This is a genomic window from Breoghania corrubedonensis (assembly GCF_003053845.1).
GTDB classification, from domain to species: domain Bacteria; phylum Pseudomonadota; class Alphaproteobacteria; order Rhizobiales; family Stappiaceae; genus Breoghania; species Breoghania corrubedonensis.
Genome location: NZ_QAYG01000003.1, coordinates 181,280 through 208,144, shown reverse-complemented (window position 1 = coordinate 208,144; position 26,865 = coordinate 181,280). Strand labels below are relative to the sequence as shown.

The following is a 26,865-nucleotide window of genomic DNA, read 5'->3' as shown; positions in this document are numbered from 1 at the left end:
GCGGCACTCAGCGTTCGGGACGTTCGTCGCGCACGCGCTTGGCCTTGCCGACCGAGCGCATGACCCCGCCCGGCTCGACCACCTCCACGCGCGAGGACACGCCGATCACGCTCTTGATGTGGTGCATCAGCTCGCGCGAGGCCTCGCCGGCGACATGCGCTGCACTCTCGCCTTCCTTGCACTCGCAGCGCACGGTCATCGTATCCATCCGGCCCTGGCGGGAAAGCACGATCTCGTAATGCGGCGACAGGCCCGCGCATTTCAGGATCTGTTCCTCGATCTGGGTCGGGAAGATGTTGACGCCGCGCAGGATGATCATGTCGTCCGAACGTCCCGTCACCTTCTCCATGCGGCGCATGGAGCGCGCTGTGCCCGGCAGCAGCCGGGTCAGATCGCGGGTGCGGTAGCGGATGATCGGGAAGGCTTCCTTGGTGAGCGAGGTGAAGACAAGCTCGCCCTTCTCGCCTTCGGCCACCGGCTCGCCGGTCTCCGGGTTGATGACCTCCGGATAGAAGTGATCCTCCCAGATGTGCAGGCCGTCCTTGGTCTCCACGCATTCCTGCGCAACGCCCGGGCCGATCACTTCCGACAGGCCGTAGATGTCCACGGCATCCATGTCGAAGGCGTGCTCGATCTCTTCGCGCATGGCGTTGGTCCACGGCTCGGCGCCGAAGATGCCGACCTTCAGCGAGGAGGCGCGCGGATCGAGCCCGGCGGCGCGATAGGCATCGAGAATGGAGAGCATGTAGGACGGCGTCACCATGATGATCGAGGGCTTCAGATCCTCGATCAGCGTCACCTGGCGCTCGGTCATGCCGCCGGAGACGGGAATGACCGTGCAGCCGGCCTTCTCCGCCCCGTAATGGGCACCGAGACCGCCTGTGAAGAGGCCGTAACCATAGGCATTGTGCAGGATATCGCCCGGCGCGCCGCCGGCGGCCCGGATCGAGCGGGCGACGACCTCGGCCCACATCTCGATGTCGTTCTTCGTGTAGGCGACGACGGTGGGCTTGCCGGTCGTGCCGGACGAGGCGTGAAGCCTTGCGATCTGGTCCTGCGGCACGGCGAACATGCCGAAGGGATAATTGTCGCGCAGGTCCTGCTTCACCGTGAAGGGAAACTTGGCGAGATCGGCAAGCGTCTTCAGGTCATCCGGATGGACGCCGACCTCGTCGAACTTGCGGCGATAGAACGGCGAGCCCTCGTAGGCGCGCTTCAGCGTGTCCTTCATCCGCGTGAGCTGGAGCGCGGAAATCTCGTCGCGCGACGCGGTCTCGATCGGATCGAGCGGCGCACGCCTCGTCTTGACAGTATCGAGCATAAAATCCCTCCCTTGAGCGGCGCCCTCCCGGCGCCCGGAGCTGTTTTGAATTCGTCGTTTTGCCTCAGCCGTCGCCCAGATGCGTGCCGGGGACGGTCCGCGAATGACCGCGGAAGGTCGCATAAAGCGTCCCGTCCTCACCCGTGACGGCAATGTCGTAGAGACCGGACCGGCCGGACCGGTGAACCTCTTTCGCGCTCGCCGTCAGCAGCACGCCCTCGCCCGGAGGCGCATGGTACGTAATGGAGCAGTGCTGGGCGACGGTGAACTGGTTGTGCGTGTTGCAGGCAAAGGCGAAGGCGCTGTCGGCGAGCGCGAACATGAAGCCGCCGTGGCAGGTGCCGAGCCCGTTCAGCATGTCCTTGCGAACACGCATGGTGAGCGTCGCGGTGCCCGGACCGACGGCGACGATGGCCATGCCGAGCCCCTGGCTGGCATGGTCGCTCGACCACATCGCCTGCGCGCAACGTTCGGCGACGTCCTGCGCGTCCGGAAGAATGCCGGCCTGATCGTTTGCGCTCATGACGGCTCCCCGGTGAAGACAGGGCTGCGCTTTTCCATAAAGGCGCGCACGCCCTCGGCATAGTCGGCGCTGCGGCCGGCGCGGCGCTGGGAATCGCGTTCCAGGTCGAGGCTCTCATCGAAACTCAGGTGCCCGGCGGCATGAACCGCCTGCTTGGTGAGGCCGTAGCCGAAGGTCGGGCCTTGCGCGAAACCGGCGGCGAGCGCACGCGCCTCGTCCATCAGCTTGTCGTCCGGCACCGCGCGCCAGATCAGCCCCCATTCCTCGGCCTTGGGCGCCGGCAGCGGCTCGCCCGTGAGCATCAGCGCCTTGGCGCGCGCCTCGCCGAGCCGGTGGGTCATCGTCCAGGTGCCGCCTGAATCGGGCACCAGCCCGAGCTTGGCGAAGGACTGGATGAAACGGGCGCTCTCGGCCGCCAGAACGATGTCGCACAGAAGCGCCAGATTGGCGCCCGCGCCGGCGGCCACCCCGTTCACCGCGCAGATGACCGGCTTCGGCAGATCGCGGATCGCGCGGGCCATCGGGTTCCACAGCGTCTCGATGGTCTCGCCCAGATCCGGCGCGCCGCCGCCGCTGTCGGGATGACGGGCGCCCAGATCCTGACCGGCGCAAAAGCCGCGCCCCGCCCCGGTCAGCAGCACGACCCGCACGGTGGGCTCCTCGGCAGCGCGCGCGAGCGCGGCGCGCAGCAGCGCGTGCATTTCAGGCGTGAACGAATTGAGCTTGTCCGGCCGGTTCAGCGTCAGCGTCATGACGCCGTCGGCGATCTCTTCCAGCAGCTCGGGCGCTGCCCCGGGCTCGTTCATTCCGCTACCTCCCAATTGATGTCGAAGTTGCGACCGGATCGCCTCTTCGAACTCCTCCTGGAAAAAAGATGTTGCATAAGCCGACCGCACGGTCAATAAATAACACATCACATAATTCGAGATTGGGAACTCGATATGTGACGATTTGGGAGGAAAAAATGACGCTTGCCAAACTCGGCGCGTGCGCGACCGCGCTCGCCCTGCTGACTGCTGCGCCCGCGCTCGCGCAGATCAAGATAGGCGCCTCGCTGGCCGTCACGGGCCCCGCCTCGTTCCTGGGCGATCCGGAAGCCAAGACCCTCAGGATGCTCGTCGACCAGTTGAACGCCTCCGGCGGCATCAACGGCGAAGAGGTCGAGCTCGTCCTTTATGACGACGGCGCCGATCCGAACAAGGCGCGCACCTTCGCCACCCGCCTGATCGAGGAGGACGAGGTCGTCGCGGTCATCGGCGGATCCTCGACCGGCGCCACCATGGCGATGGCCCCGCTCTTCACGCAGGCCGAGATCCCGTTCATCTCGCTCGCCGGTGCGGTCGTGATCATCGATCCGGTGCAGAAATACGTCTTCAAGACGCCGCACACCGACAAGATGGCCTGCCTCAAGATCTTCGAGGACATCACCAAGCGCGGCATGTCCAAGGTCGGGCTCATCTCCGGCACGGGCGGTTTCGGCAAGTCGATGCGCGAACAGTGCCTGGCGGTGGCGGGCGAAGCGGGCGTCGAGATCGTTGCTGACGAGACCTACGGCCCGGGCGATGCGGACGTCACCCCGCAGCTCACCAACATCGCCAACACCGCCGGCATCGAGACGATCGTCAATCCCGGCTTCGGCCAGGGTCCGGCCGTGGTGACGCGCAACTACGCCCAGCTCGGCATCAAGCTGCCCTTCTACCAGAGCCACGGCGTGGCTTCCGACAGCTTCATCCACCTTGCCGGCGATGCGGCGGAAGGCGTGCGTCTTCCGGCAACGCCGATGCTGATCCCCGACCAGCTTGCCGACAGCGATCCGCAGAAGCAGCCTGTCGTCAGCTACATCAAGGACTACAAGGCCGCCTATGGCGAGGCCCCGTCCACGTTCGGCGGCTATGCCTATGACGCCTTCCAGATGGTCGTTGCCGCCATCAAGGCCAAGGGCTCGAGCGATTCCAACGATATCCGCGACGGGATTGAGGAGACCAAGAACTATGCCGGCGTCACCGGCGTCTACACCATGTCCCCCACGGATCACCTCGGCCTCAACCTGACTGCTTTCCGCATGCTGGAAATTCAGGAAGGCGGCTGGGTTCCGGTAGAGTAACGGGGCGACCTTGTCCGAGCTTCTCCAGTTCGTTCTTTCGGGCGTGACGGTCGGCGCGATCTATGCCGCCGTCGCGCTCGGCTTCACCCTCATCTACAACGCCTCCGGCGTGGTGAACTTCGCCCAAGGCGAGTTCGTCGTGATCGGCGGCATGACAGCCGCCGCGCTGATTGCGCTCGGCGTGCCGGTGATCATCGCCGCGCCGCTTGCGGTCATCGCGGGAACGCTGGTCGGCATCGCGCTCTATCGGCTGGCTATCAAGCCGGCCGGCAAGGCGCCGCTCGTCTCGCTGGTGATCATCACCATCGGCGCGAGCATCTTCCTGCGCGGGGTCATGCAGGTCGTCTTCGACAAGCAGATCCACCGCTACGAGGGCTTCTCCGGCGATGACGCGTTGCGCTTCCTGGGCGCGACGCTGCTGCCGCAGAGCCTGTGGATCATCGGTGGCAGCTTCGTCGTGTTCGCGGCGCTTGCCTGGTTCATCGGCCACACCCATGCCGGCCGCGGCATCCGTGCAACCGCCTCGAACCGGTTTGCCGCGGTGCTCGTCGGCATCAATACGGGCCGCGCGATGAACCTGTCGTTCGCGCTGTCGGCCGGCATCGGCGCGCTGGCCGGCGTGCTCGCGACCCCCGTCACCTTCACCAGCTACGACGCGGGCGTTCTGATGGCCTTGAAGGGCTTTTCCGCGACCATGCTTGGCGGCGTCGGCTCGCCCGCCGGCGCGCTCGTCGGCGGCTTCGCCATCGGCCTGATCGAGGCGATGACGGCCGGCTATATCTCGTCCGACTACAAGGACGCGGCTGCCTTCATCGTCATCCTTCTCGTTCTCTTCGTCATGCCGCAGGGCCTGTTCGGACGCCGCACAACGGAGCGCGTGTGATGAACCCGACCCTGAAAGCGCTTCTCATCACGCTCGCCCTCGTCGTCGCGGGCGCGCTGATCTTCCCGTCCAGCTACTACTTCCGCGTGGGCTCGCTCATCTGGATCAACACGATCTCGGTCACCGGCATCGTGGTGCTCTTGGGCTATGTCGGGCTCGTCAGCCTGGGCCATGCCGGCTTCTTCGCCATCGGCGCCTATGCGGTGGCCGTGCTGCCGGGCTATGGCGTGCCGTCGGGGGCAGCCCTGTTTGTCGGCGCGGCGGCGGCCGGGCTGCTGGCCATGGTCATCGGCCGGCCGATCCTCAGGCTTTCCGGCTATTATCTCGCCATCGCCACGCTCGGCCTCGGCATGCTGATCTGGATGGTGCTGACGAAGGAATCGTGGCTGACCGGCGGGCCGGACGGCATGGTCGTTGCCGGCTTCAACCCGCGCCACTGGTTCGCGCTTGTCGGCATCAAGATGAAATCGACGGAAGCCTGGTACTGGCTGACCGGGCTCGTGGCCACCATCGGCGTCGTGCTCGCGGTCAATCTCGGCAACAGCCCGTGGGGCCGCGCGCTCCGGGCCGTCCACGACAGCGATGTGGCCGCCTCCTCGCTCGGCGTCGACGTGGCGCGCGCCAAGGTCGTGGCATTCGCGATCTCGGCCGTCTATGCGGCGGTGGCCGGCTCGCTTCTGGCGCTTGCCAACGGCTACATCACGCCGGATACCGCCGGCTTCATGCACTCGGTGGAGATGGTCACCATGGCCGTGCTCGGCGGCGCGACGACCGTCTACGGCGCCATCGTCGGCTCGCTGATCCTGACCGCCCTGCCCCAGGTTCTCACCTTCGTCGCCGAATACGAGCACATCGTGCTGGGCGGCGTGATGGTCGCGACCATGGTCGCCATGCGGCGCGGACTCGTGCCGGCGCTGGGCGATCTTGCCCACCGGCTAGCGATGCGCGGGAGGTCGAAATGAACCGGCTTGAAATCGAGAACCTCGGCATCTCCTTCGGCGGCATCAAGGCGGTGGACAGCGTCAGCTTTTCGGCCGCCGCCGGCGAGGTGACGTCGATCATCGGCCCCAACGGCGCCGGCAAGACCACGCTGTTCAACCTGATCAGCGGTGTCTATGCGGCCGACACCGGCCATGTGCGCATCGAGGGCGCGGACGTGACCGGCGAACCGCCGCACAGGCTTGCCCGGCGCGGCATGGCCCGCACCTTCCAGAACCTGCAGATCTTTCCGCAGATGACCGCGCTCGACAACGTGATGACGGGCTGCCACCTGCGCGAGACGTCCAATCTGCTGGCCGATCTTCTCGGCCTGCCGTCAAGCCTGCGCGAGACGGCCAAGAGCCGGGGGCTCGCCCTTTCGGCACTCGAACGCGTCGGACTCGCTAACCTTGCCGCGAGGCCGGCCTCGGAGCTCTCCTACGGCCAGCTCAAGCGGCTGGAGATCGCTCGCGCCCTGGTGACGGGGTGCTCGATCCTGCTGCTTGATGAGCCGGCCGCCGGCTGCAACGCGGTGGAAACCCGCGAGGTCGACGACCTCATCCACGCGATCGCGGACGAAGGCGTCTGCGTGGTGCTGATCGAGCACGACATGCGCATGGTCATGCGGATCTCGTCGCACATCGTGGTGCTCGACCAGGGTTCCAAGATTGCCGAAGGCAAGCCGGAGGAAATCCGGGACAACGAACGCGTGATCGCCGCCTATCTCGGCGCGCACGGCGCAGCGGAGGCGCGAGCGGCCCATGCCTGACCCCCTTCTGGAAATTTCAGGCCTCGTGACGTCCTACGGCCCGATCGAGGTGCTGCACGGCATCGATCTCTTCGTGAATGAAGGCGAGATCGTCACGCTGGTGGGCGCGAACGGCGCCGGCAAGACGACATTGATGCGCTGCATCTCCGGCGTTCAGCCGACAAAGGCGGGAACGATCCGCTATGCCGGCGCGCCGCTCGCCAGGGTGCCCGATCACGCGCGCGCCGGTCTCGGCATCGCGCATTCGCCGGAGGGCCGGCAGATCTTCGGCGACCTCAGCGTGGAGGAAAACCTCGCGCTTGGCGGCTATCACCGCACCGACGATCTCAGCCCGGACATGGAGGACGTCTTCACGCTGTTCCCGATCCTGAAGACCAAGCGTCATCTCGCGGCCGGCGGGCTTTCCGGCGGCCAGCAGCAGATGCTCGCCATCGGGCGCGCGATCATGGGCCGCCCGAAGCTGCTCCTTCTCGACGAACCCTCGATGGGACTGGCGCCGGTTCTGGTCGACCAGATCCTGGAGGTGATCTCGACCTTGCGGAAACGCGGCGTGACGCTCCTGGTCGTGGAACAGAACGCCTACGCGGCGCTGTCCATCGCCGATCGCGGCTATGTTATGGAGACCGGAAAGATCGCGCTTTCCGGTTCGGCCGGCAATCTCATCGCCGACCCGCGCGTGCGCGAAGCCTATCTTGGAGCTTGAGGCATGGCGCGCACACGAGCGGCCGATTACGACGACAAGCGCGATGCGATCCATCGCGCCGCCGCCCGCATCCTGTCGAAGGCCGACGGCAAGGCCTCGATGACGCAGATCGCGGAGGCTTGCGGCATCTCCAAGGCCCTGCTCTACCACTACTTCCGCAACCGCGACGAACTCGTCTTCGACATCATCCATACCCATCTGAGCGAGATCGACGAGGCTCTGGCAGAGGTAAGCGCCGGCCTTGCGGGCCGCGAGCGCCTGCACCGGCTCTCCTCCACGCTGCTCGATCTTTACGAGGACGCGGACGACCTGCACCGCCTGCAGCTCGGCGCCCTCGGTGCGCTGCCCGATGAGGATGTCCAGCGGATCCGGCAGGTGGAACGATCGATCCTGGAGCGCTTCCGCCTGACGATCCGCGAGATCGCACCCGATATCGATCGGCCCCGGCTGATCGCGGTGACGATGGCCCTGATGGGGATGCTGAACTGGGCCTTCACCTGGTTCCGCCCCGGCGGCCCGCTGACCCGCGCCGACTTCGCCCGCATGGCGACGGACATGGCGCTGAGCGAGCTCGAGAAGGGGTAAGGAGCGCGACCCTTGGATTTCCCGTTTCAGGCCGCTCTCCGGCATTCAATCTCTCCAGCGTCATCCCGGACGCGATGCGGTACGAAGTGCCGCTTCGCAGATCCAGGATCAACGCACGGTGTCTGCCGCTCGAGAACCCGGGTCAGCGCGGCAACGTTTCACGTTGCAACGCGCCCGGGATGACACCGGAGAGCCGGGATGACGCCGGAGAGATAGAGCGGCGATGGTTCGTTCCTGCCGTTTTTGCGCGTGCGGCATCCCTCTCCCCTGCGGTATCCCCGCACCCGTTGCGAACAAAGCGAGAATATCGCTACATGGACGCATGAGCCTGGCCGAAAGCGAATCGCCCCCATCCCCGACCTATCTCGACCGCCTCAATGCCGAGCAGCGCGATGCCGTTCTGCACGGGTCCGGCGCCATTGCCGATCCGTTGCTGGTGATTGCCGGCGCGGGCTCGGGCAAGACCAACACGCTCGCCCATAGAGTCGCGCACCTGATCGTCTCCGGCGCCGATCCGCGCCGTATCCTGCTGATGACCTTCTCCCGCCGCGCCGCGCAGGAGATGGGCAAGCGCGTGGAGCGCATCACCCGCGAGGTGATAGGCGAGAAGGCCGCCATCCTTGCCGACGGGCTCACCTGGGCCGGCACCTTCCATGCCATCGGCGCAAGGCTCATTCGCGAATACGCCCCTATCATTGGCCTCAGCGACGCGTTCTCGATCCACGACCGGGCCGATTCCGCCGATCTGATGAACCTCGTCCGCCACGAGTTGGGCTTGTCGAAGACCAAGAGCCGGTTCCCCGCCAAGGGCACCTGCGTTGCCATCTATTCGCGTTGCGTGAATGCGGAGGCCGATCTGGAAGAGGTTCTGAAGACCTCGTTTCCCTGGTGCCTCGACTGGGTGGCGGCGCTGAAGGCGCTGTTTGCGGCCTATGTCGACGCCAAGCAGGCGCAGAACGTGCTCGATTACGACGATCTGCTGCTCTACTGGCGCGCGATGGTGACGGAGGCAGGACTTGGCGAAGAAATCGGCGGCCGTTTCGACCATGTGCTCGTCGACGAGTATCAGGACACCAACAAACTCCAGGCCGCGATCCTGACGGGCATGAAGCCGGACGGGCGCGGGCTCACGGTGGTCGGCGACGATGCGCAGTCGATCTATTCCTTTCGCGGCGCGGAAGTGCGCAACATCCTCGACTTCCCCGGCCTCTTCGCACAGCCCGCCCGCATGGTGACGCTGGAGCGCAATTACCGCTCCACCGCGCCGATCCTGGAGGCCGCCAACGCCGTCATCGCACAGGCGCGCGAACGCCATGCCAAGGACCTGTGGACGGAGCGGACAAGCACCGCGAAACCGAAGCTCGTCACCGTGCGCGAGGAGAACGACCAGGCGGCCTATGTCTGCGAGGAGGTGCTGGCGATGCGCGAGGCCGGCACGCTCCTGAAGCATCAGGCCGTGCTCTTTCGTGCCTCCCACCATTCCGGGCCGCTGGAGATCGAGCTCACCCGCCGCAACATCCCGTTCGTGAAGTTCGGCGGGCTCAAGTTCCTCGACGCCGCCCACATCAAGGACACGCTCGCGACCTTGCGCTTTGCCGACAATCCACGTGACCGGGTGGCCGGTTTTCGCGTGTTGCAACTCATCCCCGGCGTCGGGCCGTCGACGGCGGGCGCGATCATGGATGCGCTTGCCGTCACCGAGGATCCGGTCGGCGAACTCGCCGCTTTTCCGATCGCTGCCAAGGCGCGCGAGGAGTGGGCAGGGTTCGTCGCGCTCGTCTCCGATCTGCGCCGCCGTGCCATCGCGTGGCCGGCGGAGATCGAACGCGTCCGGCGCTGGTACGAGCCGCATCTGGAACGCCGGCACGAGGAAGACGCCGATATCCGCAAGGCCGATCTCGCGCAGTTGGAACAGATCGCGGCAGCCGCGCCCGACCGCGCCCGCTTTCTGACCGACCTCACCCTCGACCCGCCCGACGCCACCTCCGACATGGCCGGTCCTCCGCTGCTCGACGAGGATTACCTGATCCTCTCCACCATCCATTCGGCCAAGGGGCAGGAATGGAAACAGGTCTTCGTGCTCAACTGCGTCGATGGCTGCATCCCGTCCGACCTCGCCGTCGGAACCAGCAACGAGATCGAGGAGGAGCGTCGCCTGCTCTACGTGGCGATGACGCGGGCGAAGGACGCGCTGCACCTGGTCACGCCGCAGCGCTTCTACACCCACGGCCAGCGCTCGCGCGGCGATCGCCACGTCTATGCCAGCCGCACCCGCTTCATCGATACCTCGTCGCTCGATCGCTATGAGCGCTGCGCGTGGCCGACGGCACCGAGATCGGCGGAGGCCGCCGCCGCACGCGCTGCCGTACAACCTGTCGACCTCAAGGCGAAGATGAAGGGCATGTGGCGGTAGCCGGGCCTGTTGCCGGACGTTTGGCGGAAGAGTGTCGGCTGCGGCACATCCTTCGCTCGCCGATCACCCCCGCCTTCTCGCTCCGCCAGGCGGCCGCGCCAGATCCGGCGCCGGCAGATACTCCGCCCCGCGCTTGCCCATGAAGGCGCGGAACGCCTCGGCCGCCGGCAACAGGCGACGATCGGCACGCTTGACCACAAACCATTGCCGCATCACCGGAAGGCCGATGACATCGAGCATTGCAAGCCTCCCCGCCTCCAGTTCCATGGCACAGGTATGCGCGGAAAGGAGTGCGATGCCGAGCCCGGCCATCACCGCCTGCTTGATCGTCTCATTGGAGCTGATCTCCATGCCGTAGCGCGGTGCCTCCATATTCATCTCGGCAAGCACCCGTTCGGTGAGTTGGCGCGTACCCGACCCACGTTCGCGCACCAGGAAAGTTTCCTCCGCCAGCTCCGTGATGCTGACCGGGCCGCGGCCTACCAGTGGATGGTCCGGGGGAACGATGATGATGTGCGGATGATCGCCAATTATGTCCGCCTCCACGTCCAGTTCGCTTGGCGGGCGCCCCATGACCGCGATGTCGATCGAGGAGTCGGCCAGCGCCGCTACCGTCTCTCCCCGGTTTCCGACCACCAGCCGGATCTCGACATCCGGGTGATCGCCGGCAAATCCGGCTATCGCCATCGGCGCGAAATATTTCGCCGTACTGACCACGCCGACCGCCACCCGGCCACGGCCAAGCCCGCGCAAAAGCTCCAGCGCCGCATTGCATTCCGTCAGCGCAGCCTCGATACGTTTTGTCGCACCCAGGACTTCAGCTCCCGCCTCGGTGGGATGAAACAGGTTGTCGGAACGCTGCACCAGCGGCATTCCGGCCGCTTCCTCCAGAAGCCGCATCTGGGTGGTAACCGCCGGGGGCGTCACATGAAGCTCGGCTGCCGCCGCCGTGACCGTGCCGGTGCGCACCACCGCCGCGAGAGCTCTCAGCTGTTTCAGCGAAACGTTGCGCATGATGTGCCCTTCAATAAAATTTAACGCAGGCTAATTTCTTTCAACTTTCCTTTATACGCAACTCTTCCCATCGTCGTTCCATCGACGTCGGACACCCCAGGCAAAGCACCTGATGTGGAATACCGGCGCGGAAAGACGGTCCAAAGAACCATAGAAACAACCAGAGACGACACCCCCGACGCAGGCTCGCCCTGCAACGGACAGGGGACCTGCGCCCGCCTCGCCCCGCAGCGAAGACGGGAACAATCGACAAGATGCGGTCCCGGAGGAAATGAAGATGACGCATTTCAAGGAACTTTCGGACTGGTTGCAGCACTGGGCGGGCGATGACACGGCCCGCCGGGATATCGCTGCAACGCTCATGGCGCTCGCGGAGGTGGGAACGAAGATCTCCACCCTCGTGGCGGCCGGGCCGCTTGCCGGCGACCAGTCCGGCATCGTCGGCGAGAATTCCGACGGTGACCTGCAAAAGCTCCTCGACCTCACCTCCCACCACGCTGTGATCGCGGCGCTGGCCGATGCCCCCGTTGCCTACGTCGGCTCGGAGGAAGCGGAAGAGCCGATCTCTCTCCGGCCGGACGCTGCGCTCGCCGTCGCGGTCGACCCTCTCGATGGCTCGTCCAACATTGGCATCAACCTGCCGATGGGTACGATCTTCTCGATCCTCCCGGCGCTCGCCGCCGGCGGCGAGGCAAGCTTTCGACAGATCGGGCGCAGTCAGCTCGCGGCAGGATTTCTCGTCTACGGTCCCATGACCGAACTGGCGCTGACAGTGGGCGACGGCACCCATGTCTTCGTCCTCGACCGCCGCGACGGCACGTTCCGGCTCGTCAACGACACGGCCTCCATTGCGCATGCCACGGAAGAATTCGCCATCAATGCCTCCAACTACCGGCACTGGGACGAGACGTTGCGCGCCTATATCGACGATTGCCTTGCCGGCGACGACGGCGTGCGCACGAAGGACTTCAACATGCGCTGGTACGGCTCGCTGGTGGCCGAGGCCTCGCGCATTCTGGCACGTGGCGGGGTCTTTCTTTACCCCTCGGACCAGCGCCAGGGATATGGCGAAGGCCGGTTGCGGCTGGTCTACGAGGCCAACCCGGTCGCCTTTCTCGTCGAACAGGCGGGCGGTGCGGCCTCCACCGGCGCGGGCGCCATTCTCGACCAGGTTCCGGACGAGTTGCACCAGCGCGTGCCGCTGATCTTCGGTGCGCGCGAAGAGGTGGAGCGCATCGAGCGCTACCTCAACGACCCCCAGTCACTGGGCGAAAACGCCCCGCTCTTCGGCCGGCGCGGCCTGTTTCGCGCCTGAGGGAGGCTGATCATGTCGACACTTCATCCGATCATCTCGGTTACCGGCTCCTCCGGCGCGGGCACCACATCCGTTCGCCAGACCTTCGCGCAGATTTTCCGTCGCGAAGGCATCGAGGCGGCATTCATCGAAGGCGATGCCTTCCATCGCTATGACCGCGCGGAAATGCAACGCGTGATGCTTGCCGAGACGCAGACCGGCAACTCCAATTTCAGCCATTTCGGCCCGGAAGCGAACATTCTGGACAGTCTGGAAAACCTCTTCCACAGCTACAGCGAGACCGGAACCGGCCAGACCCGCCACTACATTCACGATGACGAGGAAGCCGCCCTCTTCGGCTCGGCGCCCGGCACGTTCACTCCGTGGTCTCCCCTGCCGGACGCCACCGACCTCCTGTTCTACGAAGGACTGCACGGCGCGATCGTCACGGAAACACTCGATCTCGCCCGTCACGCGGATCTCAAGATCGGCGTCGTGCCGGTCATCAACCTGGAGTGGATCCAGAAGATCCACCGGGACCGCGACACCCGCGGCTATTCCACAGAGGCGGTGACCGACACGATCCTCAGGCGCATGCCGGACTACATCCGCTTCATCTGCCCGCAGTTCACCGAGACCGATATCAATTTCCAGCGGGTGCCGACGGTCGACACCTCCAATCCGTTCATTGCCCGGTGGATCCCGACGGCCGATGAATCGATGGTCGTCATCCGCTTCCGCAACCCGCGCGGCATCGACTTTCCCTATCTCTTGTCGATGATCCCCGACAGCTTCATGTCGCGTGCCAATTCCATTGTCATTCCGGGCGCAAAGCTCGACCTCGGCATGCAGCTCATCCTGACGCCGATGATCCTGCAACTGGTGGAGCGCAGCCGCCGCGCGCAGCGCTCCCGCCCCCGCCCGCGTGTCGCCATCAGCGAGGGAGCAAAGTGATGAACCGTCCCGACACCGCCACGACACTGGAGAAGGACGGCCGCGCCGTCGATCACCGCCAGATGGCAAATGCGTTGCGCGCACTCGCCATGGACGCGGTGGAGAAGGCCAGGTCCGGCCATCCCGGCATGCCCATGGGCATGGCCGATGTCGCCACCGTGCTCTTCACCCGGTTCCTGAAGTTCGATCCGCAGACGCCCGACTGGCCGGACCGCGACCGCTTCGTCCTGTCGGCCGGACACGGCTCGATGCTGCTCTATGCGTTGCTGCACCTGACCGGATACGCCGATTTCACGATCGATGAGCTGAAGTGCTTCCGCCAGCTCGGAGCAAAGACCGCCGGCCACCCGGAATATGGTCACGGCGCCGGCATCGAGACGACCACCGGGCCGCTCGGCCAGGGGCTCGCCAATGCCGTTGGGATGGCGCTCGCCGAGCGAATGATGAATGCCCGCTTCAGTGACGATCTCGTCGATCACATGACCTACGTGATCGCCGGCGACGGCTGCCTGATGGAAGGCATCTCCCAGGAGGTCATCGCGCTTGCCGGGCACCTGAAGCTGTCGAAACTCGTGGTGCTGTGGGACGACAACGAAATCACGATCGACGGGGCCGTCTCGCTATCGGACAGCACCGACCAGATCGCCCGTTTCGAGGCATCGGGCTGGAACGCCTGCCGCATCGACGGCCACGACCCCGCAGCCATCGCCGGAGCGATCGACGAGGCGCGTCTTTCCGACCGGCCGAGCCTGATCGCCTGCCGCACCACCATCGGTTTCGGCGCACCGACCAAGGCCGGCACCTCGGGCTGCCACGGCTCGCCGCTCGGCGCGACGGAAATCGCCGGCGCCCGCGAAGCGCTCGACTGGCCGTACGCCGCATTCGAGATCCCGGACGATATCCGCATCGCATGGAGCGCTGCGGCCCACCACGGCACGGCGCAGCATCTTGCCTGGAACGTGCGCCTCAATGCGGCCGACGACAGCCGTCACGCCGCATTCACGGCACATCTTGCGCGCGACACGCGCGCTGCCGTTGACGAAGCGCTGGCCCGGCTGAAGCAGACGTTTGCCGAGGAGAAACCGACACTCGCCACCCGCGTCGCTTCGCAAAAGGCGCTGGAGGTCTACACGCAGGCGCTGCCGCAACTGATCGGCGGCTCGGCCGATCTCACCGGCTCCAACGGCACCCGCGTCAAGGCGCAGAAGGCGATCGCACCCGGCGACTATGCGGGCGACTATATCAACTACGGCATCCGCGAGCACGCCATGGCGGCCGTCATGAACGGCATGGCGCTGCACGGCGGCTTCATTCCCTACGGCGGCACGTTCCTCGTTTTTGCGGACTATTGTCGGCCGGCCATCCGTCTTTCGGCACTGATGGGTCAACGCGTGGTCTACGTGATGACGCACGATTCCATCGGCCTGGGCGAAGACGGCCCGACGCACCAGCCGGTCGAGCATCTGGCATCGCTCAGGGCCATCCCGAACCTGCTGGTCTTCCGCCCGGCGGATGCGATCGAGACGGCGGAGGCCTGGGCCTGCGCGCTTGCCGAGACGACCCGCCCGTCGCTGCTCGCCCTGTCGCGACAGAACCTGCCGGCGCTGAGGTCTTCGGCCACGGACGAGAACCGCGTCGCGCGCGGCGGCTACATCCTCAGCGAGCCGGAAGGCGGGCGCGAGGTGACCCTGATCGCCACCGGCTCCGAGGTCTCGCTGGCGATGGAAGCGGCCGATCTGCTGGCCTCACGCGGCATCGGCGCTGCCGTCGTCTCGATGCCGTCCTTCGAGCTCTTCTCCGAGCAACCTGCGGACTGCCGCGCCCGCGTTCTGGGCGACGCCCCACGCATCGGCGTGGAAGCCGCCATTCGTCAGGGCTGGGACGCGATCCTCGGGCCGGACGGACGCTTCATCGGAATGACCGGTTTCGGCGCCTCGGCGCCGGCCGAACAGCTCTACCGTCACTTTGGCATCACGCCGGAGACCGTGGCCGAAGCTGCGGCCGAGGCACTCGGCGAACGATCTGCATGAAACCCCGACCACCAAGAGGCCCGCTCCAAAGGGCCCGGCAACCAGGAGGACTGAACCCATGGTACGCATAACCCTCAGACAGTTGCTCGACCACGCGGGCGAGCATGGCTACGGCGTTCCCGCCTTCAACATCAACAACATGGAGCAAGGGCTCGCGATCATGGAGGCGGCCCGCGCCTGTGATGCGCCGGTCATCATCCAGGCGTCCCGTGGCGCGCGGGCCTACGCCAACGACATCATGCTCGCCCGCATGATCGATGCGCTCGCCGAGATCTATCCCGAGATCCCGCTGTGCATGCACCAGGACCACGGCAACGACGAGGCCACCTGCCTCACCGCCATCCGCCACGGCTTCACCTCGGTGATGATGGACGGCTCGCTGATGGCGGACGCCAAGACCCCCGCCTCCTACGACTACAATGTCGACATCACCGCCCGCGTCGCGGAAATGGCGCACTGGGTCGGGGCCTCGGTCGAAGGCGAACTCGGCGTGCTCGGCTCACTGGAGACCGGCGAGGCCGAGGCCGAGGACGGCCACGGCGCGCAAGGCAAGCTCGATCACGACCAGCTCGTCACCGATCCCGATCAGGCCGTCGATTTCGTGGCGCGCACCAAGGTCGATGCGCTGGCGATCGCCTGCGGCACCTCGCACGGGGCCTACAAGTTCACCCGCAAGCCGACCGGCGATATCCTCGCCATGAACGTGATCGAGGAAATCCACGCGCGGCTTCCGAACGTGCATCTCGTCATGCACGGATCATCCTCGGTGCCGCAGGAACTGCAGGACATCATCAACGCCCACGGTGGCGCGATGCCCCAGACCTTCGGCATGCCGGTGGAGGAGATCGAGCGCGGCATCCGCCATGGCGTCAGGAAGGTCAACATCGACACCGATTGCCGCATGGCGATGACCGGACAGTTCCGCCGCATCGCGCGGGAAAACCCTGCCGAGTTCGACCCGCGCAAGTTCCTGAAGCCCGCGATGGACGCCATGCGCGCGCTCTGCATCGACCGCTTCGCCCGCTTCGGCGCAGCCGGTCAGGCATCGAAGATCAAACCCGTTCCGATGAGCGAAATGGCCCGGCGCTATGCCGCCGGCCTGCTCGACCCGCACGTCGCCAAGGCAGCGGCCGCATAGGCGCCGGACGAACCGAAAAGGAAACCGATCATGGACAGCACCACCACCGAAATCCGCGGCAAGGAACGCTACAAGGCAGGCGTCCTGAAATACGCCCAGATGGGCTACTGGAACGGCGACTACGAGCCCAAGGACACCGACGTCATCGCCCTCTTCCGCATCACACCGCAGGATGGCGTCGATCCGATCGAGGCGGCCGCGGCGGTTGCCGGCGAAAGCTCCACGGCAACATGGACGGTCGTGTGGACCGACCGTCTGACCGCCTGCGACAGCTACCGCGCCAAGGCCTACCGGGTCGACCCGGTGCCGGGAACGCCGGGCCAGTATTTCTGCTACGTCGCCTATGACCTGATCCTGTTCGAGGAGGGATCTGTCGCCAACCTCACCGCCTCGATCATCGGCAACGTCTTCTCGTTCAAGCCGCTGAAGGCCGCACGTCTTGAGGACATGCGCTTTCCCGTGGCCTACGTGAAGACCTACAAGGGCCCGCCGACGGGCATCGTCGTGGAGCGCGAGCGGCTCGACAAGTTCGGCAAGCCGCTGCTCGGCGCCACCACCAAGCCGAAGCTGGGGCTTTCCGGCAAGAACTACGGCCGGGTGGTCTATGAGGGGCTCAAGGGCGGGCTCGACTTCATGAAGGACGACGAGAACATCAACTCACAGCCCTTCATGCACTGGCGCGACCGGTTCCTCTACTGCATGGAGGCCGTCAACAAGGCGTCCGCGGAGACCGGCGAGATCAAGGGCCATTATCTCAACATCACCGCCGGCACGATGGAGGAGATGTACCGCCGGGCCGAATTCGCCAAGGAGCTTGGCTCGGTCATCGTCATGGTCGATCTCATCGTCGGCTGGACGGCGATCCAGTCGATCTCGGAATGGTGCCGGGCCAACGACATGATCCTGCACATGCACCGCGCCGGCCACGGCACCTACACGCGCCAGAAGAACCACGGCATCTCGTTCCGCGTCATCGCAAAATGGCTGCGGCTCGCCGGTGTCGATCATCTTCACGCGGGCACGGCTGTGGGCAAGCTCGAAGGCGATCCGATGACCGTACAGGGCTACTACAACGTGCTGCGCGAGGCCAAGAACGCGGTGGATCTCGAACGCGGCGTCTTCTTCGAGCAGGACTGGGGCGATCTGAAAAAGGTCATGCCGGTGGCCTCGGGCGGCATCCATGCCGGCCAGATGCACCAGTTGCTGAGCCTCTTCGGCGACGACGTGGTGCTGCAGTTCGGCGGCGGCACCATCGGCCACCCGATGGGCATCCAGGCGGGTGCGACCGCCAACCGTGTGGCACTGGAGGCTATGGTTCTCGCCCGCAACGAGGGTCGCGACATCGACGCGGAGGGCCCGGACATCCTGCGCGCCGCGGCCCGCTGGTGCAAACCGCTGGAAGCAGCGCTCGATACCTGGGGATCCATCACCTTCAACTACACCTCGACCGACACGTCCGACTTTGTGCCGACACCGGCCGTGGCCGTCTGATCCAGGAGACCAAATCATGCGTATCACCCAGGGCTGCTTTTCCTTCCTGCCCGACCTCACCGACGACCAGATCGTCGCCCAGGTCGAATACTGCCTGTCGAACGACTGGGCCATCGGCATCGAGTTCACCGACGACCCGCATCCGCGCAACACCTTCTGGGAGATGTGGGGCAACCCGATGTTCGACCTGAAGGACGCGGCCGGCGTGATGATGGAACTGAAGGCGTGCCGCAAGGCAAATCCCGACAGCTACATCCGCCTCAACGCCTTCGATTCCACGCGCGGCTTCGAGACGGTCAGGATGTCGTTCATCGTCAACCGGCCGAAGGTCGAGCCGAAGCTCGATCTCACCCGCACGGACGTGATGGGCCGGCGGATGGACTACACGCTGAAGGCGATGAGGTAGACGACGTCGGGGCCCGTTTCGCCATTGGGTGTCATCCCGGGCGCAGCAGGCTCATTGCGATGCTTCGAACGGGGGCCCCGGATCTGCGCAGCGGCACTTCGCGCCGCAGCGCGTCCGGGGTGACGCTGGATAACTCCCTTTAGGTGACAGCCCAAAATTCGCCGGCCGCACTGAACCACGAAGGCACTTCGACCATGACCGACACGCCAGACGCCTCCAAGGCGGTCGACCAGCCGCCTGCAACCGTCGACCTTGCCGTGGAATTCGCCGCCTCCGGCGTCGGCGAAATCCTCGACGAACTCGATCGCGAGCTTGTCGGCCTCAAGCCGGTCAAGCAGCGCATCCGCGAGATCGCGGCGCTGCTGCTGGTGGAACGCGCCCGCCAGAAGCTGGGCCTGTCCACCGAAACGCCGACGCTGCACATGAGCTTCACCGGCAATCCCGGCACGGGCAAGACCACCGTCGCGCTCAGAATGGCGAACCTTCTGCACCGCCTCGGCTACGTGCGCAAGGGGCATCTCGTCTCCGTCACGCGCGACGATCTCGTCGGCCAGTACATCGGCCACACCGCGCCCAAGACCAAGGAGATCCTGAAGAAGGCTATGGGCGGCGTGCTGTTCATCGACGAGGCCTATTACCTCTACCGGCCCGACAACGAGCGCGACTACGGCCAGGAGGCGATCGAAATCCTGTTGCAGGTGATGGAGAACCAGCGCGACGACCTCGTCGTCATCCTCGCCGGCTACGGCGACCGCATGGACAAGTTCTTCGCCTCCAATCCGGGCTTCCGATCACGCATCGCCCACCACATCGACTTTCCGGACTATTCCGATGACGAGCTTCTGCACATCGCCGAAACGATGCTGGAGGGACAGAACTATCATCTCAACGCGGAAGCGCGCGCGCTGATGGCGCACTATATCGAACTGCGCCGCGCCCAGCCGCTCTTCGCCAATGCGCGCTCCATCCGAAACGCGCTCGATCGCGCCCGTCTGCGGCAGGCGAACCGCCTCTTCGAGACCGCCAGCGGACCCGTGGGCGCGGAGGAACTCAGCACCATAAAGGCCGAGGACATCGCAATGAGCCGCGTGTTTCAGATCGCCGAAGCCATGAGCGACAAGGCTGCCTCATGACCTCGACCCTGATCGCCCCCTCGATGCTCGCTTGCGACTTCTCGCGCCTTCGCGACGAGATCAAGTGCGTGGACGGCGCCGGCGCCGACTGGATCCATCTCGATGTCATGGACGGCCATTTCGTGCCCAACATCACCTTCGGGCCCGACGTCATCGCAGCCATGCGCCCGCACACGGACAAGATCTTCGACACGCACCTGATGATCTCGCCTTGCGATGCGTATCTGGAGGCCTTCGCCAAGGCCGGCTCCGACATCATCACCGTGCATGCCGAGGCCGGGGCCCATCTCGACCGCTCGCTGCAGGCCATCCGCAATCTTGGCAAGAAGGCAGGCGTCTCACTCAATCCCGGCACGCCGGAGGGATGCCTGGAATATGTTCTCGACCGGCTCGATCTCATCCTCGTGATGAGCGTCAATCCGGGCTTTGGCGGGCAGAAGTTCATCCCCGCCGTGATCGACAAGATCGCCCGCATCCGCGACATGGTCGGCGACCGGCCGATCGACATCGAGGTCGATGGCGGCGTGACGGCGGAAACCGCGCCGCTGGTTGCCGCGGTGGGGGCCAACGTGCTGGTGGCGGGGTCCGCCGTCTTCAAGGGCGGCTCGCCGGAGCAGCCACAGTTCTACGAGCGCCACATCAAGGCCATCCGCGCCACGGCCGACGCCGCGCGCGCCTGAGGCTGAAGGCGGCGGGTTCAAAAGGCATCTGCGGACCGCGCCAGATCCTGGAACGCATCGCGATTGCCTAGACGCGGCACGCCCCCTGCAAGCGCCCCCTTTTCCACCCCGCGCGCCGGCCGCGACTGCGGCCACGGCTCCGCCTTCGCGCCAACGGCGAGCACGGCAAGAAACAAACCCTGGAACTATCGAAGGGGCGCCATAAGCCTGCGCGCGCGTTCGTCACAAATGACCGGCGGCGCGCTGCCATGCTCAGCTTGTGGAACGACGGAGCACGTATCAATACCGGCGGAAGATGCAGGGGAAAGGAATGCGATGGTGGCTGACTCGGGACCAGCCACCATCGCGACCGGGCCGCCCCCTCGGAGACGCTGTCACGGCTGACAGAACCGCTGCCCGGGAATGGGTAAGACTGTTCGTTTCCTCCGCGTATCTTTTCGTGACGGGACCGCCGTGCGTACCAAACCGCTCAACGACGTACCGAACCGTTACGAGCGCGCATATCGTTCTGGAGTTGCGCAACAAAGGCGCCTGTCAAAATGCATCCGCACCACAAGCACCGCTTCTGTGCAATTCGGAAAATATAACTAATCAAACAGTTCTTTTTGCATCAGCCTTCCGGACTTTGATGCACTTTGAAAACAGAATACCGTATTGGTCGCATTTGTAAGAATAACAAGTTTTTCAGGCGATGGCCATTCCCAAGCTGTAACGAACGCAGGTCTTCTTTATCAGAAATGGGATTTCCCGGCGGGCTATCATCGCGGATTTTATTACCGCAAAACGCGTTGCGATCATCGCATCGTTGCGCTCATGAATACGGTGTTGCCGCCTTCGCGATCCGCATCGCTCAACTCGCGCCCGATAGCGCGCCAAGGCTGTCGAAGACCGCAGAGAAATGGCAGGCGGCCCCGGCGAGCACGAAGACATGCCAGATCACCTTGGAAAAGCGCAGCCGCTCCCAGGCGTAAAAGAGGACCCCGAACGAATACAGCCCTCCTCCAATGGCAATCAGCCACAAGGTGGAAGCCGGCAGCGCTTCGGCCAGCACCGGATAAACCAGCACCCCGCACCAGCCTAGCGCGAGATAGGCGGCAACGGCCGCACGGTCGAAGCGGCCGGGAAGCGCCAGTTTGAGGCCGATGCCGACAACCGCCAGCCCCCAGACGCAGGCCATCAACGCGATGGTCACCGCCCCCGCCGGCATCTGTGCGATGAACGGCGTATAGGTGGCCGCGATCAGCAGAAAGATCGCGGAATGATCGAACCGGCGCAGGATCCATTTGGCCCGCGAAATCGGCCAGATATTGTAGAGTGAGGACGCCGTCAGCCCCGCGATCAAGCCCGTCACGTAGATGCAGACGGCAAGAGACAGCGCCGGCCCTGCCACGCCGAAAGCATGAACCAGCAAGACCACGGCCCCGCCGACGGCCAGCGCCAGCCCGACGAAATGCACCATGGCATCCGCGATTCTCTCCAGCCTGTCCTCATGCCAGGAGACGATATGCGCCCAGTCATGCGTCACTTGCTCTCTCCATACTCTCAAACACCGAAACCCGCATCGACAACCACGCTAACGGCAATTCGCAACATGCGTGTTACGGGCCATCATCTTCATCGAGGCCTACGTCAACCCGGCGGCATCTTGCCGGTTCCGCCAAGCCGGGCGAAGCACGTCATAGCCGATGCGGTCGCGATGACAGCCGTCCCTCGGCCGTCGCGCACCTTAATATGTCATTGAATTTCGACATCTTCACGTCCTCCACCGAGCCTCCGGACATTTCGTGATACATCCTACCTTACGGGAAAGGCTCATGAATTCCCGCAAGAACACGACTTGGGAAATTCCCTTATGATAGTGTAGCATCCGCGCCCGCGCTGCCTTCTCGTTCCCTTCCAGCGCGTGTCGGAAGCATCAGGACCGCCCATGACCACTCCTCGGATCGCCGTCTTCGACGGCCATAACGACACGTTGCTGCGCATGGAACTCGACGCGGGAACGGAGAAGGAGCGCTCTTTCTTCGAACCTGGCGTCAACGGACACATCGACCTGCCGCGCGCTCAGGCGGGCGGGTTCGCAGGCGGCTTCTTCGCCATGTTCGTGCCCTCGCATATCGCTTCGGGTCAGGCCTATCGGCCCAACGACCCGGCGAATTTCGCCGCACTCGAACAGCCGGTCGCCAAGCAGATGACCGACCGGCTGATGGCGCGCGCCCGGTCCATGGAAGAAGAGCGCCCGGACGCGGTCGCCATATGCCGATCAAGTTCGCAAATTCGTGACGCGATGGCGGCGGGGCGTATCGCCATGCTGCTCCATATCGAGGGCGCGGAAGCGATCGACACAGATTTCACGGCGCTGGAGGAGTTCCATGGCCGCGGCCTGCGCTCCCTTGGTATCGTCTGGAGCCGGGCCAACGTTTTCGGGGCCGGCGCGCCCATGCGCTGCCCGTCCTCTCCCGACACCGGACCGGGTCTGACGGATGCCGGTGTCGAACTGGTGCGCGCGTGCAATCGGCTCGGCATCCTCGTGGATCTCTCGCATCTTACCGAAAAGGGCTTCTGGGACGTTGCCCGTGTCACCACCAGACCGCTGGTCGCCACCCATTCGAACGCCCATGCGATCTGCCCGTCGGCGCGCAATCTCACCGATCGTCAGCTCGACGCCATCGCCGAAACCGGCGGCGTCGTCGGCCTCAATTTCCATGTGGCCTTCCTGCGGCCGGACGGCGCCTTCAATTCCGACACGCCGCTGGAAACCATGGTGCGCCACGTTGACCACCTGGTCGCCCGGCTCGGTCCGGAAGGCGTTGCCATCGGATCGGATTTCGACGGCTGCATGGTTTCGCGCGCCATCGGCGACGCCGCCGGGCTTCAGAAGCTCTTCGATGCGCTCAGGAAAGCTGGCTACGACGAGCCCTTGCTTCGCCGGATCGGATCGGAAAACTGGCTGTCGGTGCTGGAACGCAGCGGGATCTGACGCGGCAATCTCACGTCGTGCGGATATAGGTCTCGTCCAGATCCGCCATGGAGGTCGCGCCGATCTGGCCGAGCGTCTGGTCGACCTCGCCGTGGAATATCTCCAGCGCCCTGCGGGCCCCGTCCGCCCCAGCCGCCGCGGTCGAGAAGATGAACGGCCGGCCAGCGAACACGTAATCCGCCCCCAGGCAATAGGCCTTGACGATATCCGCCCCCGTGCGGATACCGCCATCCATCATCACCGGCATCCGACCACCGACAACGCGCACCACCTCGGGCAGGAGGTTGATTGCGGCAGGTGCCGCCTCAAGCTGCCGTCCGCCATGGTTGGAAACGATAAGCCCGTCGGCCCCCAGGTCTGCGGCATCCAGGGCATCTTCCGCCGACAGTATTCCCTTGACGATGAATGTGCCGGACCAGGCGTCGCGCAACCGGCGGATCCGTTCCGGCGACAGGTTCGGCGACACCTGACTTGCCATGAAGGCGGCCAAGGTGCCGGCGTTCGCGCCCTCCTTCATGTAGGGCGCGTAGTTGGCGAATGTCGGCGTGCCATGGCGAATGGTCTCCCGTATCCACGCCGGACGCAGCGCGAAATCGAGCATGGTCGACAATGACGGCCGGAGCGGAAGCGAGAAGCCGTTGCGCATGTCGCGATAGCGCCGGCCCGGCAGCGGGACATCGACCGTGAGCACCACGACCTTGACACCCGCCTCCTTCGCCCTGCGCAACATGTCGAAGGCGATTTCATCGCTGTCCGAAACGTAGAGCTGAAACCAGGCATCCGGGGCGACCTTGACGATCTCCTCGATGCTGGTGGAGGCCGCCGTGGAGAGCATGTAGGGGATGCCCGCCTCCTGCGCCATTCGCGCGAGGATCGTATCCGTTTGCGGCCATATCACGTTGGCGAAACCGACCGGCGAGATCCCGATCGGCCCGCGCAGCCGCCGGGCGAAAAGCTCCACCGCCTGCGTGCGCGCCGACACGTCGCGCAAGGTGCGCGGAAGGAGCTTTATCCTGGCCAGCGCGGCTTCGTTTTCCTCCACCGCCAGCCCCTCGCCGGCACCACCGTCGAGAAAATCGAACGCCATGCGCGGCGCCCGGCGCCTTGCAAGCCGCCGCAGGTCCGCAATGGTGTGTATCCGGTCCAGTCCCATTCATACCCCCAGAACGACAGTCGGAGCGACAGCGGCCGCTTACCTCTTGCTCTTGTGAGACGGCAGGTTCGAATCGCGCGTCATTTCAAAGATCATGCTCCCTCATGACCACCCTCGCGAGCCGTTGACGCCCCACTTACCACAGCGGAACCTACCGTCGCCTCCCCTCTATTCGCACATTCCTGCCAAAACCCGATACACGGCCGAGGGGTTTCGGGTACGGATTGTGGAAATCATGGCCGGGGATGAACGCCTTTCAAAACAGAACTCTTTTATTTCTATTATTGAAACACGGACGGCAAATACTGTTTGACGCTAAGGGATGCGAATGACAGGATCCCATTGTTATTCGGCATAACTAACGATGTTGGAGGCATCGGGCGACGTCAGGTCGCGTGTCGGATACGGGAGGACCTTGGGAGGACAACAATGAAGTTCCGTTCACTTGCAACGGTGGCCGGCGCGATTGCGATCGCGTGCGCAACCATGACGCCCGGCGCGTCATCCGCGGCAGACGTCACACTGAAGCTGCACCATCTTCTCGGGCCGAAGGCGCCCGCTCACACACAGATGCTCGAGCCGTGGGCCAAACGCGTCGAAGCGTCTTCCGGCGGCAAGATCAAGATCGACATCTACCCGTCCATGTCGCTCGGCGGAAAGCCGCCGCAGCTTATCGGCCAGGTGCGCGACGGGGTCGTCGACATCATCTGGACAGTGCTGGGCTACACGGCCGGCCAGTTCCCGCGTTCGGAGGTGTTCGAACTTCCCTTCATCCACACCAACAATCTGGTCGCCACCAATCTCGCCATGCGCGAGATGCTGGAAAAAGGTGCATTCGGCGACGAGTTCGCCGATGTCCACGTGATCGCGCTGCACGTCCATGCGGGCCAGGCGATCCACATGGTCGATACGCCCGTCCGGACGCCGCAGGACCTGGAAGGCAAGAAGATGCGCATTCCGACGCGCACCGGCGCCTGGATCCTGGAGGCTCTCGGTGCCAACCCCGTCGGCATGCCGGTGCCCGATCTGCCGCAGGCCCTTTCCAAGAAGGTCGTCGACGGCGCGCTGATCCCCTTCGAGATCGTCCGCCCGCTCAAGATCCAGGAACTCACCAAGTACCAGACCGAGGGCGAAGGGCGCGTGCGGTTTGGCACCACCACCTTTCTGATCGCCATGAACAAGGCGAAGTACGAATCCCTGCCCGATGACCTCAAGAAGGCGATCGATGACAATTCCGGCATCGAGTTTGAAAAGGAGATCGGTCGGGTGTGGACCCAGTCGGAGGTCGGCGGACTTGAAGCCCTGAAGGAAGCGGGCAACGAGGTGATCGAGCTCAATCAGGACCAGATCGAGGCTTTCCGCAAGAAGCTCGAGCCGGTTGTGGAACGCTGGGTCGCGGATGTCGAGGCGAAGGGTATCGACGGTCGCACGCTGGTGGACACGGCCCGTGCCACCATCGCCAAGTACGCAAACGAAAAATAGCGTCACGACCATGAAAGATCCGGACACCACAGGTGCCACCGGTTCCGGTCAAAGCGGAGCGAGCCTTGTCTGGCTCGCCCGCATGGCCATCCGGTGCTGGGCGATCCTCGGCGGCTTCCTGGTCATCGCGATTGTTTTGATGACCACGGCAAGCGTGATTTCAGGTTTCGTCTTCGACAAGCCGTTCCCCGGCGATTTCGAACTGGTGGAACTCGGCGTTGCCGTTGCCGCCTTTTCGTTCCTGCCGTTCTGTCAGTTGACCGGCTCCAACGTCACGGTGGACATCTTCACCGCCTGGGCCTCGCCTCGGCTGGTCGACGGCTTCAAGCTCATCTCGTCGCTCATCGCCGGCGCGTTCGCGCTGCTGCTGACGACGACCATGTATGACGGCATGGAATATTACCGCCAATACAACGAGGTCACGCCGATCCTCGAAGTGCCGATCTGGTCGGTTTTCCCACCGATCCTGATCTCGCTTGTGCTGCTGGCGGTCGCCTCGCTGATCTCCCTCATGGAGGCCATTCTGGGCCTCATGCACCCCACTCCGCAGTCGCTCTAGGGTGTGGATCCACAAATGAGGCTGGAATGGCGGCGGAACGGCGAAGAAATGCACGGAGAGGCGCGCGGAGCGGGTCCAGGCCCCGGTCAAGCGGCTCGACGCGGCAGGTGGAAGCCGTTTCCCCGTCCCGCACGATTTGGCTGAGCGATCCGGCTACGTCGTTGCAAGCCCTTGAAAACCGGACGGTTTCCTACGGGCTCGCGCCTCGTATCCGAACTGTCCGACCAGCCCCTTCCGATCTCATTTTTGGGTCCATCCTCTAGCCCGCCGCGCTC

General features: G+C 64.8%; 24 protein-coding genes. 18 read left to right on the top strand and 6 right to left on the bottom strand.

Annotated features, from left to right (window positions below; all coding sequences use genetic code 11):
- Positions 1-7: 7 nt before the first annotated feature.
- The 3 genes from paaK to paaG form a co-directional block, all read right to left on the bottom strand.
- Positions 8-1,321 (bottom strand): phenylacetate--CoA ligase PaaK, encoded by a 1,314-nt coding sequence (paaK, locus tag C8N35_RS11395; protein WP_107989816.1) that lies wholly within the window; start codon positions 1,319-1,321, stop codon positions 8-10.
- Positions 1,322-1,385: 64 nt separating this feature from the next.
- Entirely contained in the window at positions 1,386-1,844 is a 459-nt protein-coding gene (paaI, locus tag C8N35_RS11390; RefSeq protein ID WP_107989815.1) for a hydroxyphenylacetyl-CoA thioesterase PaaI, read from the bottom strand.
- The gene (gene paaG / locus C8N35_RS11385) at positions 1,841-2,650 is read right to left on the bottom strand and encodes a 2-(1,2-epoxy-1,2-dihydrophenyl)acetyl-CoA isomerase PaaG (protein WP_107989814.1); all 810 of its coding nucleotides are present in this window, start codon (positions 2,648-2,650) and stop codon (positions 1,841-1,843) included. The genes paaI and paaG overlap by 4 nt, the downstream gene beginning before the upstream one ends.
- 158 nt (positions 2,651-2,808) lie before the next feature.
- On the opposite strand from paaG, the gene C8N35_RS11380 reads away from it, so the two are divergent.
- The 7 genes from C8N35_RS11380 (at position 2,809) to C8N35_RS11350 (ending at position 10,279) form a co-directional block, all read left to right on the top strand.
- Positions 2,809-3,948 (top strand): ABC transporter substrate-binding protein, encoded by a 1,140-nt coding sequence (locus tag C8N35_RS11380; RefSeq protein ID WP_107989813.1) that lies wholly within the window; start codon positions 2,809-2,811, stop codon positions 3,946-3,948.
- 10 nt (positions 3,949-3,958) lie between these two features.
- Entirely contained in the window at positions 3,959-4,831 is an 873-nt protein-coding gene (locus C8N35_RS11375) for a branched-chain amino acid ABC transporter permease (RefSeq protein ID WP_107989812.1), read from the top strand.
- Positions 4,831-5,793, top strand: coding sequence for a branched-chain amino acid ABC transporter permease (locus C8N35_RS11370; protein ID WP_107989811.1), 963 nt, complete (start codon positions 4,831-4,833; stop codon positions 5,791-5,793). Before C8N35_RS11375 ends, C8N35_RS11370 begins: the two co-directional genes overlap by 1 nt.
- Complete coding sequence (locus C8N35_RS11365) at positions 5,790-6,578, top strand: ABC transporter ATP-binding protein (protein ID WP_107989810.1); 789 nt, start codon at positions 5,790-5,792, stop codon at positions 6,576-6,578. The genes C8N35_RS11370 and C8N35_RS11365 overlap by 4 nt, the downstream gene beginning before the upstream one ends.
- On the top strand, positions 6,571-7,281 hold the full coding sequence (locus C8N35_RS11360) for an ABC transporter ATP-binding protein (protein WP_107989809.1): 711 nt from the start codon (positions 6,571-6,573) through the stop codon (positions 7,279-7,281). Before C8N35_RS11365 ends, C8N35_RS11360 begins: the two co-directional genes overlap by 8 nt.
- A 3-nt stretch (positions 7,282-7,284) precedes the next feature.
- Positions 7,285-7,866 carry a TetR/AcrR family transcriptional regulator gene (locus tag C8N35_RS11355; RefSeq protein WP_107989808.1) on the top strand — a complete coding sequence of 194 codons (582 nt, stop codon included), beginning with the start codon at positions 7,285-7,287 and terminating at the stop codon, positions 7,864-7,866.
- A gap of 322 nt (positions 7,867-8,188) precedes the next feature.
- Positions 8,189-10,279, top strand: coding sequence for an ATP-dependent helicase (locus C8N35_RS11350; protein WP_107989807.1), 2,091 nt, complete (start codon positions 8,189-8,191; stop codon positions 10,277-10,279).
- A 63-nt stretch (positions 10,280-10,342) separates the two neighbouring features.
- On the opposite strand, the gene C8N35_RS11345 is transcribed toward C8N35_RS11350, so the two are convergent.
- Positions 10,343-11,293 (bottom strand): LysR family transcriptional regulator, encoded by a 951-nt coding sequence (locus C8N35_RS11345; protein ID WP_107989806.1) that lies wholly within the window; start codon positions 11,291-11,293, stop codon positions 10,343-10,345.
- Positions 11,294-11,570: 277 nt separating this feature from the next.
- Between C8N35_RS11345 and C8N35_RS11340 the strand changes: the two genes are divergently transcribed.
- From C8N35_RS11340 to rpe, 8 genes are all read left to right on the top strand, one after another.
- Positions 11,571-12,608, top strand: coding sequence for a class 1 fructose-bisphosphatase (locus C8N35_RS11340; RefSeq protein ID WP_107989805.1), 1,038 nt, complete (start codon positions 11,571-11,573; stop codon positions 12,606-12,608).
- A 12-nt stretch (positions 12,609-12,620) separates the two neighbouring features.
- Entirely contained in the window at positions 12,621-13,541 is a 921-nt protein-coding gene (locus C8N35_RS11335; protein ID WP_107989804.1) for a phosphoribulokinase, read from the top strand.
- Positions 13,541-15,571 carry a transketolase gene (gene tkt / locus C8N35_RS11330; RefSeq protein WP_107989803.1) on the top strand — a complete coding sequence of 677 codons (2,031 nt, stop codon included), beginning with the start codon at positions 13,541-13,543 and terminating at the stop codon, positions 15,569-15,571. The genes C8N35_RS11335 and tkt overlap by 1 nt, the downstream gene beginning before the upstream one ends.
- Positions 15,572-15,629: 58 nt before the next feature.
- A complete protein-coding gene (gene fba / locus C8N35_RS11325) occupies positions 15,630-16,709 on the top strand; it encodes a class II fructose-bisphosphate aldolase (RefSeq protein ID WP_107989802.1) in 1,080 nt (359 codons plus the stop codon).
- Between the two features lie 30 nt (positions 16,710-16,739).
- Positions 16,740-18,200: a form I ribulose bisphosphate carboxylase large subunit gene (locus C8N35_RS11320; RefSeq protein ID WP_107989801.1), complete on the top strand. Its 1,461-nt coding sequence runs from the start codon at positions 16,740-16,742 to the stop codon at positions 18,198-18,200.
- Positions 18,201-18,216: 16 nt separating this feature from the next.
- On the top strand, positions 18,217-18,606 hold the full coding sequence (locus C8N35_RS11315) for a ribulose bisphosphate carboxylase small subunit (RefSeq protein WP_107989800.1): 390 nt from the start codon (positions 18,217-18,219) through the stop codon (positions 18,604-18,606).
- Positions 18,607-18,800: 194 nt separating this feature from the next.
- On the top strand, positions 18,801-19,739 hold the full coding sequence (gene cbbX, locus C8N35_RS11310; RefSeq protein WP_107989799.1) for a CbbX protein: 939 nt from the start codon (positions 18,801-18,803) through the stop codon (positions 19,737-19,739).
- The gene (rpe, locus tag C8N35_RS11305) at positions 19,736-20,419 is read left to right on the top strand and encodes a ribulose-phosphate 3-epimerase (protein ID WP_107989798.1); all 684 of its coding nucleotides are present in this window, start codon (positions 19,736-19,738) and stop codon (positions 20,417-20,419) included. Before cbbX ends, rpe begins: the two co-directional genes overlap by 4 nt.
- An 850-nt stretch (positions 20,420-21,269) precedes the next feature.
- Here rpe and trhA read toward each other — a convergent pair.
- Positions 21,270-21,944: a PAQR family membrane homeostasis protein TrhA gene (gene trhA, locus C8N35_RS11300; protein WP_245926761.1), complete on the bottom strand. Its 675-nt coding sequence runs from the start codon at positions 21,942-21,944 to the stop codon at positions 21,270-21,272.
- 402 nt (positions 21,945-22,346) lie between these two features.
- Here trhA and C8N35_RS11295 point away from each other — a divergent pair, with 402 nt between their 5' ends.
- Positions 22,347-23,396: a dipeptidase gene (locus tag C8N35_RS11295; protein ID WP_107989797.1), complete on the top strand. Its 1,050-nt coding sequence runs from the start codon at positions 22,347-22,349 to the stop codon at positions 23,394-23,396.
- A gap of 10 nt (positions 23,397-23,406) precedes the next feature.
- On the opposite strand, the gene C8N35_RS11290 is transcribed toward C8N35_RS11295, so the two are convergent.
- Entirely contained in the window at positions 23,407-24,549 is a 1,143-nt protein-coding gene (locus C8N35_RS11290; RefSeq protein WP_107989796.1) for an alpha-hydroxy acid oxidase, read from the bottom strand.
- 429 nt (positions 24,550-24,978) lie between these two features.
- Between C8N35_RS11290 and C8N35_RS11285 the strand changes: the two genes are divergently transcribed.
- Positions 24,979-26,031 (top strand): TRAP transporter substrate-binding protein, encoded by a 1,053-nt coding sequence (locus C8N35_RS11285; protein ID WP_107989795.1) that lies wholly within the window; start codon positions 24,979-24,981, stop codon positions 26,029-26,031.
- 10 nt (positions 26,032-26,041) lie between these two features.
- Positions 26,042-26,590, top strand: coding sequence for a TRAP transporter small permease (locus C8N35_RS11280; RefSeq protein WP_107989794.1), 549 nt, complete (start codon positions 26,042-26,044; stop codon positions 26,588-26,590).
- The last annotated feature ends 275 nt before the right edge of the window (positions 26,591-26,865 follow it).

Coding starts and splice junctions, on each gene's coding strand:
- C8N35_RS11350 (WP_107989807.1), top strand. CDS start 8,189: ATGAGCCTGGCCGAAAGCGAATCGCCCCCATCCCCGACCTATCTCGAC.
- C8N35_RS11340 (WP_107989805.1), top strand. CDS start 11,571: ATGACGCATTTCAAGGAACTTTCGGACTGGTTGCAGCACTGGGCGGGC.
- C8N35_RS11370 (WP_107989811.1), top strand. CDS start 4,831: ATGAACCCGACCCTGAAAGCGCTTCTCATCACGCTCGCCCTCGTCGTC.
- C8N35_RS11345 (WP_107989806.1), bottom strand. CDS start 11,293: ATGCGCAACGTTTCGCTGAAACAGCTGAGAGCTCTCGCGGCGGTGGTG.
- C8N35_RS11295 (WP_107989797.1), top strand. CDS start 22,347: ATGACCACTCCTCGGATCGCCGTCTTCGACGGCCATAACGACACGTTG.
- C8N35_RS11285 (WP_107989795.1), top strand. CDS start 24,979: ATGAAGTTCCGTTCACTTGCAACGGTGGCCGGCGCGATTGCGATCGCG.
- C8N35_RS11315 (WP_107989800.1), top strand. CDS start 18,217: ATGCGTATCACCCAGGGCTGCTTTTCCTTCCTGCCCGACCTCACCGAC.
- cbbX (WP_107989799.1), top strand. CDS start 18,801: ATGACCGACACGCCAGACGCCTCCAAGGCGGTCGACCAGCCGCCTGCA.
- paaI (WP_107989815.1), bottom strand. CDS start 1,844: ATGAGCGCAAACGATCAGGCCGGCATTCTTCCGGACGCGCAGGACGTC.
- C8N35_RS11280 (WP_107989794.1), top strand. CDS start 26,042: ATGAAAGATCCGGACACCACAGGTGCCACCGGTTCCGGTCAAAGCGGA.
- C8N35_RS11360 (WP_107989809.1), top strand. CDS start 6,571: ATGCCTGACCCCCTTCTGGAAATTTCAGGCCTCGTGACGTCCTACGGC.
- paaG (WP_107989814.1), bottom strand. CDS start 2,650: ATGAACGAGCCCGGGGCAGCGCCCGAGCTGCTGGAAGAGATCGCCGAC.
- C8N35_RS11380 (WP_107989813.1), top strand. CDS start 2,809: ATGACGCTTGCCAAACTCGGCGCGTGCGCGACCGCGCTCGCCCTGCTG.
- fba (WP_107989802.1), top strand. CDS start 15,630: ATGGTACGCATAACCCTCAGACAGTTGCTCGACCACGCGGGCGAGCAT.
- C8N35_RS11365 (WP_107989810.1), top strand. CDS start 5,790: ATGAACCGGCTTGAAATCGAGAACCTCGGCATCTCCTTCGGCGGCATC.
- C8N35_RS11355 (WP_107989808.1), top strand. CDS start 7,285: ATGGCGCGCACACGAGCGGCCGATTACGACGACAAGCGCGATGCGATC.
- rpe (WP_107989798.1), top strand. CDS start 19,736: ATGACCTCGACCCTGATCGCCCCCTCGATGCTCGCTTGCGACTTCTCG.
- paaK (WP_107989816.1), bottom strand. CDS start 1,321: ATGCTCGATACTGTCAAGACGAGGCGTGCGCCGCTCGATCCGATCGAG.
- C8N35_RS11290 (WP_107989796.1), bottom strand. CDS start 24,549: ATGGGACTGGACCGGATACACACCATTGCGGACCTGCGGCGGCTTGCA.
- tkt (WP_107989803.1), top strand. CDS start 13,541: ATGAACCGTCCCGACACCGCCACGACACTGGAGAAGGACGGCCGCGCC.
- C8N35_RS11335 (WP_107989804.1), top strand. CDS start 12,621: ATGTCGACACTTCATCCGATCATCTCGGTTACCGGCTCCTCCGGCGCG.
- C8N35_RS11320 (WP_107989801.1), top strand. CDS start 16,740: ATGGACAGCACCACCACCGAAATCCGCGGCAAGGAACGCTACAAGGCA.